This window comes from Pseudomonas sp. ASL3 (assembly GCF_056680425.1).
The window spans coordinates 5910326-5926172 of the sequence record NZ_CM155281.1; the positions used below are offsets into that span (position 1 = coordinate 5910326).

Sequence of the window (15847 nt, forward strand, 5' to 3'; positions counted from 1 at the left end):
GATCCTCTGTGGGAGCAGGCTTGCAACTACGCGTCCCGCTGCGAAGAGGTCGACACGGTTTTAGATCAAAGCCCCACAATCAACTCCCGATAGTCCCCCAGCGCCGCGAACTCTTCGGTGTCCTTCGGGCCTTTGCGGCTGTCAGGCTCGCTGACGGCCAGCAGATGGGCAATGCCGAACTTCTGGGCGCTGCGCAGGATGGGCAGGGTGTCATCGATAAACAGGCTGCGGCTCGGCTCGAACACAATGTCGGCGTGCAGCGCGTCCCAGAACTGCGGGTTCTCTTTGGGAAAACCGTAGTCGTGGGAACTGATCATGCGTTCGAAGTAGGGCGCCAGTTGAACCCGTTCCATTTTCAATGACAGCGAGTCGCGGTGGGCGTTGGTGATCATGATCACGCGTTTGCCGGCCTGCTTGATTGCCGCCAGAAAGGTTTCGGCATCCGGGCGCAGAGAAATCAGGTCGGCGGTTTCCTTTTTCAGCTCGCGCAGTGGCAGTTTCAACTCCGCGCTCCAGAAGTCCAGGCAGTACCAGTTGAGCGTGCCGGCATTATTCTCGAACAGCGGCGCCATCTCCAGCTCCGCCATGGCCCGGCTGACCCCATGCAGGTCGGCATAGCGCTGCGGCAGGTGTTCCAGCCAGAAATGGTTGTCGTAATGCAGGTCGAGCAGGGTGCCGTCCATATCGAGCAGAACGGTATCAATGTCGCGCCAGGGTAAAGAAGGCATTCAGGTCTCTCGGGCGGTGAATGAATAACGTTGTCATTTCCGACACAGACAATCAGAAAAGCCACGGTATAGTACTCCGTCCACGCCAAGGAGCTTGTTATGCGCCAGAAACCCACCGTCCTCGCCCGCGAAATCGTCGCCAGTAGCCGCTTGTTCCGCGTCGAAGAGCTGCAATTACGCTTTTCCAATGGAGTCGAGCGCACTTACGAACGTCTGGTGGGCCGAGGCGCCGGGTATGGTGCGGTGATGATCGTCGCGATGCTCGATGCCGACCATGCGGTATTGGTCGAGGAATACTGCGGTGGCACCGACGAGTACGAGTTGTCCTTGCCCAAGGGCTTGATCGAGCCAGGTGAAGACATACTGGCCGCGGCCAATCGTGAGCTCAAGGAGGAAGCCGGGTTTGGCGCTCACCAGCTTGAGCATTTGACCGAGCTGTCGCTGTCGCCCGGTTACATGAGCCAAAAAATTCAGGTAGTGCTGGCGACCGATCTGTACGAAGAAAGCCTGCCGGGGGATGAGCCCGAGCCAATGCGCGTCGATAAGGTCAATTTGCGCGAGCTGTCCAGCCTGATCCTGCATCCACAGTTCAGCGAAGGCCGGGCCTTGGCCGCGCTGTATCTGGCGCGCGACTTGTTGACCCAACGTGGGGAGTTCCAACCGTGACTGACGCATTGACTGAAGCATTCGCTGACCTGCCGCACCCGTTGTTGGCGCCGGTCATCGAGCTGGCGCGACGTGCTGGCGAAGTGATCCTGCCGTACTGGCGCGCGGATGTGGCCGTGGTTGCCAAGGCCGATGCGTCGCCAGTCACTGCCGCCGATCTGGCGGCCCACCATTTATTGGTCGCGGGTTTGCAGGCGCTGGCGCCTGATATTCATGTGCTGTCTGAAGAAGACGCCGACATCCCCTTGAGCGAGCGCGCCACCTGGCAGCGCTGGTGGCTGGTCGATCCGCTGGATGGCACCAAGGAATTCATTTCCGGCAGCGAAGAGTTCACCGTCAATATCGCCCTGATCGAACACGGCCGCGTGGTGTTTGGCGTGGTCTCGATGCCAACCAACAATCGCTGCTATTTCGGTGGTGCGGGTTTGGGCGCATGGCGCAGCGATGATGAAGACCATGCCGCGCCGATCACGGTACGTGATGCGCCTGCAGCAGGCGAAGCGTTTACCGTGGTTGCCAGCCGCCGGCACACCAGCCCGGAACAGGAGCGTCTGTTGGCAGGATTGTCCGAAAGCCTGGGTGAATTGCAGCTGGCCAACATCGGCAGCTCACTCAAGTTCTGCCTGCTGGCCGAAGGTGCCGCCGATTGTTATCCGCGCCTGGCACCCACTTCGCAATGGGACACCGCCGCGGCTCAAGGCGTGCTCGAAGGCGCCGGTGGCGAAGTGCTGGATCTGGCAGGCGAGACGTTCAGTTATCCGCCGCGTGAATCGCTGCTCAATCCGTTCTTCCTGGCGCTTCCCGCCAAAGCCGTATGGCGCAGCAAGTTGCTGGAACTGGCCAAATCCGGGCTATAAAACCTGTGGGATGTTTGCCAGACACAAAGTTTCTGTGTCGGCCTAACGATGCAGCACGTATTGGCCGGTGAAGCGTACCGCCGCCTCTTCGTTGCCCACATTGATGATGCGTGTGGGCAGGATCAGGCGTGCCCGGCCATAACGTTCATAAGTGCGCAGGAATCTCTCCCAGACGGTGTCGTCCGGCGCGTCGCAAATGGCGATGGCATTGCTGGTGACCGGCAGCGGATAACTGATCTGCCCTTCCTGAATGATGATGTGCCCGTCATCGATCCCCGCTTCTCGCAGGCGCAGATGCATCCAGCCCCAACCGGCCAGCACCGCGCCGCAATACAGGCTTCCGCCGAACATTGTGCTTTTGTGATTGATGTTGGGGTCCAGCGGCATGTACAGGCGCAGCTGTCGTTCGTGCCAGCTCAGCACTTTCAGGCCCATGGCGAGGGTCAGCGGAATGTCCTGATGTAGCACCCGTTCCAGATGACGGCTTTCGGTATTCATGCCGGTTCCTTGCGATCAATCGATTTCATCGGCAGCGTTGCCGCTGTCACCAAAGCTCAAGCCGTGTTTACGCAGTTTGTCGTGCAGGGTTTTGCGTGGCAACCCTAGCGCTTCGGCGAGGCTGCGCACCGAGCTGTGAGGGCGTGTCAGCTCAGCGGCAATCAAGGATCGCTCGAAGCTTTCAACCTGTTCGCTGAGGCCGCCCTCGGCGCTCGGCATATTCGGCGCTTCGTTGCCTTCCAGCGCCAGTTCCAGGCCAAGGGCAAAGCGCTCTGCAGCGTTTTGCAGTTCGCGCACATTACCCGGCCAGGTGTGGCGCAACAGCAGGGCGCGCTGGCCCGGTTGCAGCTCGTGCTTAGGCAGGCCGTGGCGCGTACTGGCCGAGTCGGCGAAGTGCTGGAACAGCATCAACGCATCTTCGCCGCGCTCGCGCAATGGCGGAATCTTCAGCGGCGCGACATTCAACCGGTAATACAAGTCGGCGCGGAACCGCCCTTGATCGGCGGCCTGACGCAGGTCCTCCTTGGTCGCAGCGATGATGCGGATATCCAGCGGGATCTGCTGATTGCCGCCCAGGCGTTCGACGACACGCTCTTGCAGCAACCGCAGCAATTTGACCTGCACGTCCAGGCTCATGCTTTCGATTTCATCGAGAAACAGCGTGCCCCCGTTGGCGAATTCGAACTTGCCGATCCGGCGTTTTTGCGCCCCGGTGAATGCGCCGGGTTCATGCCCGAACAACTCACTTTCGACAACGGATTCGGCCAGCGCGCCCGCGTTGATCGCGACAAAAGGTCCGGCCCGACGGCTGGAAAGGTCGTGCAAGGCGCGGGCGACTACTTCTTTGCCAGCACCGGTTTCACCGAGGATCAGCACGTCAGCCCTGGTTGCGGCGAGGGCGCCGATCTGTTCGCGCAAACGCAGCATCGGCGCGGACTGGCCGATCAGCCGTGTGCTCAATTGCTGACGATCACTCAGGGCCAGGCGCAGGCTGCGGTTATCCAGGACCAGACGGCGCAGATCGAGGGCGCGGCGCACGCTGTCGAGCAGGGCGTCGCTGGCGAAGGGTTTCTCCAGAAAGTCATAGGCCCCGGCGCGCATGGCCTGCACCGCCAGCGGCACATCGCCGTGGCCGGTGATCAGCAGCACGGGCAGTTCCGGATCCTGGGTGTGCAGTTGCGCGAGCAGTTCGAGCCCGTCCATGCCCGGCATGCGGATATCACTGACAACCACGCCGGGCCAGTCGCGCTCAATGCGACTGGTCAGACCCTTGGCTTCGGTCAGTGGCAGAACTTTCAGGCCGGCGAGGTCCAGGGTCTGGCTGAGGGCGCCTCGCAGATGAGGGTCGTCGTCGATCAGCACGACCTGAATCCGGCTGTCGATGGCGTGGTCCGTACTCATGCAGATAGATCCTCTGGCGGTTGAAGACTGATCCCGGACGCCCCGGCGCGCAGACGCAGAGTCAGCAGGGCGCCACCGTCGGGATGGTTGGCGAACAACAACTCACCGCCCAGCGCCCGCATCAGCGTATCGCAAATCGCCAGGCCGAGGCCCAAACCCTGAGTGCGGGTCTTGGTGGTGAAAAACGGTTCACGGGCGTGGGTCAGTGCTTCTTTGGAAAACCCCGGACCGTTGTCACGAATATACAGATTGACGCCTTCAGCGGTCTGTTCGGCACTCAGCCACAGTTTGCGTGGAGGGCCTTTTTCGGTGAGCGCATCGAGGGCGTTGGCCAACAGATTGCCCAGCACCTGACGCAAGCGGGTCTCTCCTGCCTGAACCCATAATGTGGCGTCCGGCAGGTCGCGGATCAGTTCGACTTCCATCGCCCGACGGCGTTTGGCCAGCAACGCGAGGGCGTCATCCAGCGCCGGTTGCAGAGCGACACTTTCCGGTGCATGCCGATCGCGACGGGCGAAGGCGCGCAAATGAGCGATGATCGACGCCATGCGCCCGGTCAGCTCGCTGATCAGCTTGAGGTTGCCTCGGGCGTCTTCGGTGCGTTCGTGGTCGAGCAGTACTTCGGCGTTTTCCGCGTAACTGCGGATCGCCGCCAGCGGCTGGTTGAGCTCGTGGCTGATGCTCGCCGACATGGTCCCCAGCGCCGACAGTTTGCCGGCCTGCACCAATTCATCCTGTGCACGAACCAACTCTTGCTGTGCCTGCTCGCGTTCCAGCACTTCTTGTTTGAGTCGGCTGTTCAGGCCCTCAAGGTCACTGGTACGTTCGATTACGCGCATTTCCAACTCGCGACGGGCCTTGGCTTCGAAGGCAATGCGATCCAGGTAATGCCGCCGTCGTTGCATCATCAGGCCCAGCAGCAACATCAGCACCAACAGGGTCGCACCGCCGACAGCGACCACCGTGCGTACTGGCCGGTCGATCAGCACGCGAGGGGCGAGGATGTTCACGCTCCAGCCGGTCTCGTCGATGTGTTGGGTTTGCGTCAGCCAAGCCTTTTCATCGAGGTTCAGCGGTTTCGGGTTGCGGGTCGGATAGGGCTGGATGGCAGTGATGGCTTTCTGTTCGTCCTCGCTCAGCGGACGGGTCGCACGGAAGCGCCATTGCGGGTTTGAGGTCAGGATCACCACACCGTTGTGATCGGTCAGCAGCAATTGCTCCGGCGTCTTGCCCCACAAGGTTTCGGTGTTATCCAAATCCACTTTGACCACCAGCACGCCAATCACTTGCTCGCCATCGTGCACGGCAGCAGCGAAGAAATAGCCGCGTTTGGCCGACGTCGTGCCCAAGCCGAAAAAGCGCCCCAGGCGACCGGCCATGGCTTCGCTGAAATAAGGACGGAAGGCGAAATTACGGCCCACGAAGCTGTCGTGCTTGTCCCAGTTGGACGCCGCCAGCGTCTTACCGCTAGGGTCCATCAGGTACATCACCTCAGCACCGGTCTGCTGGCAGACGTCCTTGAGTAGCCGGTTGGCGTTGTCCAGGGTGACCGTTTGCTGCGGATTCACCAACGCGGCGCGCAGAGCTGGCAGATCGCTAAGAATCTGTGGCAACACTTCATAACGATGCAGAGTGCCGAGCAGGTTCGCGACGTAGAGATCCAGGGTCTGGCGGTTCTGGTCGACCAGTTCGTTGCCGTAATAACGCTCGGCCAGACGCTGCAATGGCCACAGCAGCGGCGCAAGACAAAGCGCCAGCAGAGCAAGGCTGCGCCAGCGAGGGCGTCGGGCAACGGTGGAAATATTGGTCATAGACAATGCGCCGGGATAGTCCGACGCATTATGCCTACTGCTGACTGGCTAAGCACTCCAGCAACGCACTGTGCCAATCGGGCTGTTGCACCTGCTATTTGCGTTGCAGCTCGTGCTGGCCGCTGATCAGTATGCTCAGTGGTTTTTCGGAAGGCGGCTTTATGGGAACAGATCGGCCTCTTTCAGACTTTTGCCGCTTTGATCCTTGGCCGACAGTTTGGGTGTGTCGGTGAGCTGCCAGTCGATTCCCAGATCAGGGTCATCCCAACGGATGCAGCGCTCGGCGCTGGGCAGGTAGTAGTCGGTCGTCTTGTAGAGGAACTCGGCGTAGTCGCTGAGCACCAGAAAACCATGGGCAAAACCCTCTGGAACCCACATCTGGCGATTGTTCTCGGCGGAAAGCCGGACGCTGACCCAGCGGCCAAAGTTTGGCGAGCTGCGACGAATATCCACCGCTACATCGAGAACTTCGCCCGCCGTGACCCGCACCAATTTGCCTTGGGTGTGTTCGAGCTGATAGTGCAGGCCCCGAAGCACGCCTTTTTGCGAGCGCGAATGGTTGTCCTGAACAAACTGGGTGGTAAGTCCGGTCGCTTGCTCGAAACTCCGCGCATTGAAGCTTTCATAGAAGAAACCGCGCTCGTCGCCAAATACCTTGGGTTCAAGGATCAGGACGCCGGGGAGTTCACAGGCAATCACATTCATTGGCGTTCCTCAGCAAGCTTGAACAGGTATTGGCCGTAGCCGGTTTTGCCGAATGCGTCGGCGCGCTTGAGCAGCTGTTCGCGATCGATCCAGCCGTTCTGATACGAGATTTCTTCCAGGCAGGCGACTTTCAGACCCTGACGATGCTCGATAGTCTGAACGTACTGCGAGGCTTCCAGCAAGCTGTCGTGAGTACCGGTATCAAGCCAGGCAAAACCACGGCCGAAACGCTCGACTCGCAGATCGCCGCGTTCCAGGTAAGCATTGTTGACGTCGGTAATCTCCAGCTCGCCACGATGAGAAGGTTTCACCGCTTTGGCGATCTGGATGACATCGTTGTCGTAGAAGTACAGACCGGTCACGGCATAGCTGGACTTCGGCGCTTTCGGTTTTTCTTCGATGGACAGCGCACGGCCGTCCTCATCGAAATCGATTACGCCGAAACGCTCCGGATCCTTGACCCAATAGCCGAAGACTGTCGCGCCGTTAGGGTACTCGGCCGCGCTTTGCAGTTGTTCGCTGAAATGCTGACCGTGGAAGATGTTGTCGCCCAGTATCAGGCAGACCGGGTCAGTGCCAATGAACTCTTCGCCGATCAAAAAGGCCTGGGCCAGACCGTCTGGCGCGGGTTGTTCGGCGTAGTGAAAGTGCACGCCGAACTGGCTGCCATCGCCCAGCAGGTTGCGATACTGCGGCAAGTCCAGCGGGGTGGAAATGATCAGGATTTCACGAATGCCCGCCAGCATCAGTACCGAGATCGGATAATAGATCATCGGTTTGTCATAGATCGGCAGCAGTTGCTTGGAAACACCTAGAGTGATGGGATGCAGGCGCGTGCCAGAGCCTCCTGCCAGAACTATGCCTTTCATCATGCGATCAAGTCCTTGAGGTCGGTGAAGCCCAGTCGTTCGCCTTGGTAGCTGCCATCCTGGACCCGTTGGCACCAGTCTAGATTATCCAAATACCATTGCACGGTTTTGCGCAGACCCGATTCGAAGGTTTCTTCCGGCGTCCAGCCCAGCTCGCGTTCGATCTTGCTGGCGTCGATGGCATAGCGCATATCGTGACCCGGACGATCGGTCACGTAGGTGATCAGGTCAGCAAAATTCGCCACGCCCGCAGGGCGCTCCGGTGCCAGTTCTTCGAGCAGCGCGCAGATGCCACGCACCACATCGATGTTTTTCTGCTCATTGTGCCCGCCGATGTTGTAGGTCTCACCGACAGCGCCTTCGGTCACCACTTTGAGCAGTGCGCGGGCATGATCTTCGACGAACAGCCAGTCACGCACTTGCAGGCCATTGCCGTACACCGGTAGCGGCTTACCGGCCAGGGCGTTGAGGATCACCAACGGGATCAGCTTTTCCGGGAAGTGGAACGGCCCGTAATTGTTGGAGCAGTTGGTGACGACGACCGGCAGACCATAGGTGCGATGCCAGGCCCTGACCAAGTGATCGGACGCCGCTTTACTGGCCGAATAGGGCGAGCTGGGTGCGTAAGGCGTGGTTTCGGTGAACAGGTCATCGACGCCGTGCAGGTCGCCGTACACCTCATCGGTGGAAATATGGTGGAAACGGAACGCCGCACGCTCGGCTTCCGGCAACTTGGCCCAGTAGGCGCGAGTGGCCTCCAGCAAGCTGTAGGTGCCGACGATGTTGGTCTGGATGAACTCCGACGGTCCGTCAATGGAACGGTCGACATGGGACTCGGCGGCCAAATGCATGATTGCGTGAGGCTGAAAACGCTCCAGCACCGCACCGACCTTGGCCTGATCAACGATATCGGCCTGCACGAACTCGTAGTGAGATGCCTTGATCGTCGAGATGCTGTGCAACGATTCCAGATTGCCAGCATAGGTGAGCTTGTCGAAATTGAGGACTTCGTGATCGGTATTCAGAATCAGATGGCGGATCAGTGCCGAACCAATAAAGCCAGCACCGCCGGTAACAAGAATTCGCATGGGTTTACCTTCTTCCTTGGGTGGTCATCAAGCAGATGAGGCATAGCTTGTCGGCAGGCGAGGACGGGTGCAAGTGCGATTGATCGAGAAGAGGGGGACGACCATGAAGAAACTCATGGGAGGAGGGCCCGCGTCGTTACCGCAACCCCAGCTGCCCGCATCAAACCGTTACATCAAATCGCCCCACCCCCGACATCTGTCGGGTTGACCGCCAACCCCACATGTTGAATCATGCCGCCCCAAGAGCCTAAGAACTCTTCAACAACCGTTCCTCCCGCCACGACAGACTGCGGTTTTTTTGCGCCTGCGATAAGGCCACTTATCGCCTGCGCATTTTGTATCCTGCTCGTCTGTAATGTCGGGAGTCGGCTAATACAAGACCCTTCGGGGGAATATGCCGGCACTGTTGTTGGTGTTCTTAGCTCCCGACGCCCAGGTCCTCCAAAAAAGGCCAACAAGGACAGACAGCATGGAACAGCTCTTCGAACCCCACGTCTTCACCCGCCACAAACTCCGACTCCACGGCCTCATCCTCGAACGCCAAGCCTGGTTCTGCGCCCGCGACCTTGGGCGGATGATGGGCATGTTTTTCGAAAACCGCATCACCAACAAACTCGCCCCCGACCAACGCTGCGACCTGATGCTGAATTACTACGGCGAAGCCAAAGAAACCCGAATGATCAGCGAATCCGCCGTCTACGCATTGCTGATCTACCATCACCATCCAGAAAACCAACAGCTGCGGCAGTGGCTGACCCACCACGTCCTGCCGCTGCTGCGCGAGGCGAGCACACCAACCTCGAACAACACCCCCACCCCCGGCTTGCTGGAATGGCAAGGCGCCGAGATGAGCGTGCTGCACTGGCGAAATGAGCCTTGGATTCGGTTAAGGGACATGCCGAGTCTGTTGCCGGGGCGGGATGAGGTGGGGTACGCGAGTGGATGGTGGGGGAAGGTGAAGCGGGGATTGAGATTGGGCGCGCGTGCTGCGTGGTAAACAGCAAACTCGATCAACTGCAGGAGGACCCGCTCCGTCTTTGGCGCCGCGCTGTCACACAGCAAACCCGGTCCCGCTTCTGCCCGAAGGGCGTAGGAGCTGACTTGTCTGCGAAGACCCTACAACACGGTCTACCAGACACACCGCGCCGCATGGCCTTCGCAGACAAGTCAGCTCCTACAGACTGTAGAAAACCACCCTTATATTTCAATCAGTTACAGGTTGTTTGATAAGAGCTGCCGAAGGCTGCGAAAGGCCGGGGTCACGCTCGACCGGTACGACCTTCCTGCCACGGATAAATAGTTCCGTCCTCGTTGCCTTATTGGTCTCGGCAGGCTGTAGTTCCAGCGCTGACAAAATAACAAATCTTTCGTGCCTCAATGGCAGCGATCAGAACAACGATGAACCCGAGAAACAATTGCGCCAGCCAGAACTTGCCCATTAATACTGCCACGCTGAGTACAAATAAAAACACCAAGCGGAACGGTAATTGTGCATAAGCGACATATCGGACTGCTCTATCATTCAAAAAGAACAACAGACTTGAGGCCGCCATAGATATATTGAACAGACATAAAGCTGCGAATTGCGGAGTCGTCCAATATCGCTCATCTTCAAACGTATCACTGAGCTCCCAATTTCGCAGCTCTTGATAATCAGAGATGTAGGGGAGCTGGTTATGCTGCAGACTGAAAAGGCAATACAAGATAACCCACAGGGCGTCGAGCGATCCCCAAATGATGAAGTGGTGTCTTTGCTGCAAAGGTGGCAGTTGGAATAGTCGCATTACTTGACCTTTAACGTGTACTGGTTTTTGCTTTCAGGGCCGGATAAACCTTTAGAGCTTGCTACATTGTTTTATATCAACAGAAGCGAGTACAGTTTTTCTCGTGACGATTTACTGAATATTTGATCGTTCCCACGTTGGAGTGTGGGAGTAATCCAAACCAATACCACCCTTGCCCGACTCCCCTTAGAGAGCGCTGCATTGCATCATCTCTTCTTCACTCTGGAGATTTGTTTCAATTCCGAGCCGGTACTTACAATAATCTTGTATGTGCCGCTTTTCAGTCTCACTCAAACGTCCAAACCTTGGATAGTCGCCAGACTTGGCAAATAGATTAGTAAATTTTATCTGCAGGGTTGGTGCCCTTTTGATAAAAAAATGCATTTCGACTGGTCCATGCATTCCAGCGGACGTGTAATAGCCAATGTTTAGGCTGGCAAGCAAAATCAATGCGGCTGTTATAGAGAATATCTTCATGGGATGGAAGGACCCTTAAGGCCTGTATTACCCTTCAGGGTCTTCACCAACTCCATACCTGTATCACCTGGGCAAAACCTGTCCTCTCCTTTCTGATTTGGATATTCCCTATGCCCACCCAAAACTTCTATGGGAAATACCTGCCGTAATACTCCAATTAGAGCAAGCGCGGCTTCAACTTGTATGGCGGGCGGAGTGTTTTGAGTCTCATGCTTCCAGAACTCCATCTGGTCACGCCACCATTCAAGCCAATCGTCAACTTCGCCCAGTACAGTCAAGTCCTCTAACAGTACTATTCCTATAAGACCAGTATTATAGAACTCAACGCCGGATCCTTTCGACCGAATATCACGCCCTTCGAAAACCTGGCCAGCACAGTCAATCCCAAAGTGATACCCAATATCGTCATACCCTCTACCAAGGTGTTTATTTTGAGCTTTTTTCATTGCTAGGGCACCAAAATTTCCGCACCCATAGGTTCGACCTGCATGATGCAGGGCAATCATTGAATAATCCCAGTCCTTGTCCATTCCCTCCTTGGCTTTATGTGCTCTCCACTCCGATCGCTCCCGAACTGTAAAACCAGCGATGTCCATTTCATTGAGAATAAATTCCCGAGTCATCGCCCGGTCATTCACGGTAATGCTGTGGGTTGGAACGTTAAACTTGAATTCACACGCCTTCACAGTCGTGACGAACCTGGCGCTCTCCGGTGTTTCCTTCAACAGTTCTTTTAGCTCTCGGGCAGGCGTACTAAATGCAACCTGTATGGATATAGGTTCTCCCTCCGACTGCGCAGGCACATGCGCCAACCCGCTATCATCGGTGAAGCGCTCACTGCTTTTCGCGCCTACGGTGGCGATGTAACGCCGGCGAACAAGGGGTTCACCCGTCTCACTATGGGTAACCTTGAACACTTGGCCATAGCGTTTTTTAGGCGCAGAAGGAGCATTAATCAGTTCCATTGCCCTGTACAACCGCAGCTGTACGTTCACAGCTTTATCAAACCGTCCCCAATCGAAGTAATACGCTTCGTCCTTGATCAGCAGCCATTCGCCCCGAGTGATCTGGTCCAACACCTCGCTGTCGATGTTGATCATCAGATCGCCTCGAAGCTCCTCCATGCCGTCGATGGTTTCGCGGTACTCAAGGGCCTGCTTGACGAGTGTTAGTGCTTCTTCGGTGGAATAGGCGTGTTTCAGTTCGTCCGATGACGGGTGCAGGCAGCGTATTAATTTCATACCCGTCACTCTTCCTGCCACTCATCGAAGCCCATGGTTCTGCTTATCTCGTGCCGCCAGGAAATACGTTGGTAAGCGAAATACACCTTTTCCAACTGGGTGAGGTGAGCGCTACTCAGGTCTTGGCAATGCGGCATCACGACTTCGGCACCGACGATGACCGCGCCCGTCAGCTCCATGGTGTAGAAATGCTCAAGCGTTCCATGACCCGAGATTCGGTACCACTCCACCTGACAGGTGAGCAGTACTTCTCCGCTGCACAGGGCGTTATTGATCAGGGGCGAGGATTTGTCGATCACCTTGGTGATGACCAAGGGCTTGTGCCTCGGGTGGCCGGAACGCGCACCGTCCGGCACGAATATTCCGTGGTTCAGCGCCTGAACCAGAATCTGGTCTTCACGGCCTTGTTGCCAGGCGTTGCCGACGGAGTCCTGGCTGAGGGCGCCGGCGCTGATCAGACCTTGTCTTGATCCTTTGATTGTCATGTAGGCGGGAATTGGCATTGGGATGCTCCTGACTGGAATTGCGAAACCCTAGCAGCCACAAACTTGATCGGATCATCGACACGAAAATCCAGAAGCGCCTTACAGCAATAGCTCGTGGATCACTCAAATCGTTCAGGAAGATGAGTCAGAAAATAAGAAGTTTCCTACCAGCCAAAATCAGTGATTAGCTTTCAATTCACCTGCTACGGGGACTACCCACCCACTCATCCCTGTAGTTTTTTCTGAACACAACACTTGCACATCGCCCACTCAACTGGCGATATAAGCGGCTAACAAGAACCGTTGAGGTCGTTATGCCGCTCGCCACGTTGATTCACCGTTCCAGCCTGCCGTGCCCTGAGGTCAGCGCCGTGCAGGCGTTGCAATTGCTTGAGCAGCATTACGGGCTGAGCGGCACGCTTAAGGAGCTGGGCAGTCAGCAGGATCGCAACTATTTGCTCGACAGTGATGCGGGTCGTTATGTCTTGAAAATCTGCCACGGCGATTATTCGCCGCTGGAGCTTCAGGCGCAGCACGCGGCGTTGGCGCATTTGGGTTCGACGCCGGGGTTGCGGGTGCCTCGGGTGATCAAGGCGAGCAATGGCGAAGAGCTGCTGTCGCTTGAGATCGGTGGGCGGGCGGTGCAGGCGCGGTTACTGGAGTTCATCGACGGGCAGTCGCTGGCGCATCTGAGCCACCTGAATCGTGATGTGGTGGTAGGCCTGGGCGAGCTGTGTGCTCAGGTCGATCTGGCGCTGGCGAGCTTTCAACATGCGGGCCTGGAGCGCACCCTGCAATGGGATCCTCGGCATGCCGACGCATTGATCAAGCATTTATTACCCGTCCTCAAAAAACCCGAAGAACGCGCCTTCCTTGCACACGCCTCCGAGCAGGCGCAACGGCGTTTGCGCCCGCTGGTGGCGAAGCTACCGGTGCAAGCGATTCATATGGATATCACCGAATATAACGTGGTCTGGCAGCGCGATCAGCAGCGTCAATGGCAGTTGCAAGGGTTGATCGATTTTGGTGATCTGGTCACCACCTGGCGAGTGGCCGATCTGTCGGTGACGTGCGCGGCGCTGCTGCACCATGCCGACGGCGATCCGCTGTACATCTTGCCGGCGATTCAGGCGTATCAGGCGATCAATCCGCTGCAACGCGAAGAATTGCAGGCGCTGTGGCCATTGATCGTCTCGCGGGCGGCGGTGCTGGTGCTCAGCAGCGAACAGCAGGCCAGCATCGAACCGCACAACACCTATATTCAGGCCAATTTGCAGAGCGAGTGGGGCATTTTCGATGTCGCCACCTCGGTGCCCCTTGAGTTGATGGAAGCGGCGATTCTGGCCAGCGTCGGGTTTGCTCGACCCGAGAACGGCGCTGCAACCTTTGAGCCGCTGCTACCGAGCTTGAAAGGGCAGACATTCACGAGGGTCGATCTGGGCGTACTCAGCCCGCATTTCGACGCCGGCAACTGGGAGCAAAGCGGTATTGATGAGCGCTTGTTGACCGAAGCCGGGGTGGCGAATGGCCTGGCCGCGACCCGTTACGGTGAATACCGGTTGTCGCGCACCGTGCCCGACAGCGCCCAAGAGCCTGACACCTGCGCCTTGCATGTCGAACTGCATGTCCCTTCGGGCACCGCGCTGCACGCACCATTCTTCGGGACGTTGCGCCTGACCGCCGATGCTGCGCTATGGCTGGTCGGTGAGCAGATGAGCCTGCGTCTATGGGGTGTAACCTCGCCGTTGGACTCGGGCAGCACCGTGCTTGCAGGCCAGGCGTTGGGCGAGAGCAGTGGCTCGCTGATGATTCAGCTGTGTCGCGTGACCGATATCAGCCCGCCGTTGTTCAGCACACCTTCTTGGGCGCCGGCCTGGCAAGCGTTGTGCCCTTCACCTTCCGCGCTGCTGGATTTCGAGTGCGATGCGCCACCGATTGAAGACGCCGCGAAACTGCTGGCGCGCCGCGATGCCAGTTTCGCCCGGTCGCAGAAGCACTATTACCAGGATCCGCCGCAGATCGAGCGGGGCTGGCGCAATCACCTGATCGACATGCGGGGCCGGTCTTATCTGGACATGCTCAACAACGTCGCGGTGTTGGGTCACGGTCATCCGCGTATGGCTGCCGAAGCCGGCCGGCAATGGTCGTTGCTCAATACCAACTCGCGCTTTCATTACGCCGCCATCGCCGAATTCTCCGAGCGTTTGCTGGAGCTGGCGCCGGATTCCATGGATCGGGTGTTTCTGGTCAACAGCGGCACCGAAGCCAATGACTTGGCGATTCGCCTGGCCTGGGCCTACAGCGGCGGGCGCGACATGCTCAGCGTGTTGGAGGCTTATCACGGCTGGTCGGTGGCGACCGACGCCATCTCCACCTCGATTGCCGACAACCCAAAGGCGCTAAGTACGCGACCGGACTGGGTGCATCCAGTGACGGCGCCAAACACCTACCGTGGCGAGTTCCGTGGTAGCGACAGCGCGCCGGATTATGTGCGCAGCGTCGAACATAACCTGGCAAAACTGGCCGAACAGAAACGCCAGGTCGCTGGCTTTATCTGCGAGCCGGTGTACGGCAACGCCGGGGGGATTTCCCTGCCTCCGGGCTATTTGCAGCAGGTGTACGCCAAGGTCCGTGCGCAGGGCGGCGTGTGTATCGCCGACGAGGTGCAGGTCGGCTATGGCCGCTTGGGTCACTACTTCTGGGGTTTTGAAGAGCAGGGCGTGGTGCCGGACATCATCACCATGGCCAAGGGCATGGGCAACGGTCACCCATTGGGCGCTGTCATTACCCGTCGGGAAATCGCCGAAGCGCTGGAAGCCGAGGGTTACTTCTTCTCCTCGGCGGGCGGCAGCCCGGTCAGTTGCCGCATCGGCCTGGCCGTACTCGATGTGATGGACCAGGAAAAATTATGGGAAAACGCCCAAGTGGTGGGTGACCACTTCAAAGCGCGCCTCGAAGCCTTGATCGATAAACATCCATTAGTCGGCGCGGTGCACGGCTCGGGCTTTTATCTGGGCGTGGAGCTGATCCGCGACCGCGAGACCCTGGAGCCAGCCACTGAAGAAACAGCCTACCTGTGTGATCGCCTGCGTGAACTGGGGATCTTCATGCAGCCCACCGGCGACTACCTGAACATTCTCAAGATCAAGCCGCCGATGTGCACCACCCGGCAGAGTGTGGATTTCTTTGTGAATAGGGTGTCGAAGGTGTTGGATGAAATTGGCTGACCAAAAATGA

14 protein-coding genes are annotated in these 15847 nt (G+C 58.0%); 4 read left to right on the forward strand and 10 right to left on the reverse strand.

Translation table 11 applies throughout. The features are described 5' to 3' along the window. Positions 1–65: 65 nt before the first annotated feature. Complete coding sequence (gene yrfG, locus AC1MEE_RS27045) at positions 66–728, reverse strand: GMP/IMP nucleotidase (RefSeq protein WP_480412542.1); 663 nt, start codon at positions 726–728, stop codon at positions 66–68. Positions 729–827: 99 nt separating this feature from the next. Here yrfG and nudE point away from each other — a divergent pair, with 99 nt between their 5' ends. Both nudE and cysQ read left to right on the forward strand, forming a co-directional pair. Then, entirely contained in the window at positions 828–1394 is a 567-nt protein-coding gene (nudE, locus tag AC1MEE_RS27050) for an ADP compounds hydrolase NudE (RefSeq protein ID WP_480412543.1), read from the forward strand. Between the two features lie 8 nt (positions 1395–1402). Then, positions 1403–2251, forward strand: a complete 849-nt coding sequence (gene cysQ, locus AC1MEE_RS27055; protein WP_480416355.1) for a 3'(2'),5'-bisphosphate nucleotidase CysQ — start codon at positions 1403–1405, stop codon at positions 2249–2251. Between the two features lie 42 nt (positions 2252–2293). Here the strand turns inward: cysQ and AC1MEE_RS27060 are convergent, their stop codons facing one another. The 6 genes from AC1MEE_RS27060 to rfbB form a co-directional block, all read right to left on the reverse strand. Further along, complete coding sequence (locus tag AC1MEE_RS27060; RefSeq protein WP_480412544.1) at positions 2294–2749, reverse strand: thioesterase domain-containing protein; 456 nt, start codon at positions 2747–2749, stop codon at positions 2294–2296. 15 nt (positions 2750–2764) lie between these two features. After that, positions 2765–4150, reverse strand: coding sequence for a sigma-54-dependent transcriptional regulator (locus AC1MEE_RS27065; RefSeq protein WP_480412545.1), 1386 nt, complete (start codon positions 4148–4150; stop codon positions 2765–2767). After that, positions 4147–5961, reverse strand: a complete 1815-nt coding sequence (locus AC1MEE_RS27070; protein ID WP_480412546.1) for a sensor histidine kinase — start codon at positions 5959–5961, stop codon at positions 4147–4149. The genes AC1MEE_RS27065 and AC1MEE_RS27070 overlap by 4 nt, the downstream gene beginning before the upstream one ends. Positions 5962–6120: 159 nt before the next feature. After that, complete coding sequence (gene rfbC / locus AC1MEE_RS27075) at positions 6121–6666, reverse strand: dTDP-4-dehydrorhamnose 3,5-epimerase (protein ID WP_480412547.1); 546 nt, start codon at positions 6664–6666, stop codon at positions 6121–6123. Next, positions 6663–7538, reverse strand: coding sequence for a glucose-1-phosphate thymidylyltransferase RfbA (gene rfbA, locus AC1MEE_RS27080; RefSeq protein ID WP_480412548.1), 876 nt, complete (start codon positions 7536–7538; stop codon positions 6663–6665). The genes rfbC and rfbA overlap by 4 nt, the downstream gene beginning before the upstream one ends. Then, a complete protein-coding gene (gene rfbB / locus AC1MEE_RS27085; RefSeq protein ID WP_480412549.1) occupies positions 7535–8623 on the reverse strand; it encodes a dTDP-glucose 4,6-dehydratase in 1089 nt (362 codons plus the stop codon). Before rfbB ends, rfbA begins: the two co-directional genes overlap by 4 nt. 469 nt (positions 8624–9092) lie before the next feature. On the opposite strand from rfbB, the gene AC1MEE_RS27090 reads away from it, so the two are divergent. Further along, positions 9093–9620, forward strand: coding sequence for a BRO-N domain-containing protein (locus AC1MEE_RS27090; protein WP_480412550.1), 528 nt, complete (start codon positions 9093–9095; stop codon positions 9618–9620). 319 nt (positions 9621–9939) lie between these two features. Here the strand turns inward: AC1MEE_RS27090 and AC1MEE_RS27095 are convergent, their stop codons facing one another. The 3 genes from AC1MEE_RS27095 to AC1MEE_RS27105 all read right to left on the reverse strand — a co-directional run bounded on the left by AC1MEE_RS27095 (position 9940) and on the right by AC1MEE_RS27105 (position 12628). Then, positions 9940–10407 (reverse strand): hypothetical protein, encoded by a 468-nt coding sequence (locus AC1MEE_RS27095; RefSeq protein ID WP_480412551.1) that lies wholly within the window; start codon positions 10405–10407, stop codon positions 9940–9942. A gap of 473 nt (positions 10408–10880) precedes the next feature. Continuing rightward, positions 10881–12125, reverse strand: a complete 1245-nt coding sequence (locus AC1MEE_RS27100) for a peptidoglycan recognition protein family protein (protein ID WP_480412552.1) — start codon at positions 12123–12125, stop codon at positions 10881–10883. 5 nt (positions 12126–12130) lie between these two features. Beyond that, a complete protein-coding gene (locus AC1MEE_RS27105) occupies positions 12131–12628 on the reverse strand; it encodes an Hcp family type VI secretion system effector (RefSeq protein ID WP_480412553.1) in 498 nt (165 codons plus the stop codon). Positions 12629–12924: 296 nt separating this feature from the next. Between AC1MEE_RS27105 and AC1MEE_RS27110 the strand changes: the two genes are divergently transcribed. Further along, positions 12925–15837, forward strand: coding sequence for an aminotransferase (locus tag AC1MEE_RS27110; RefSeq protein WP_480412554.1), 2913 nt, complete (start codon positions 12925–12927; stop codon positions 15835–15837). Positions 15838–15847 lie beyond the last annotated feature (10 nt).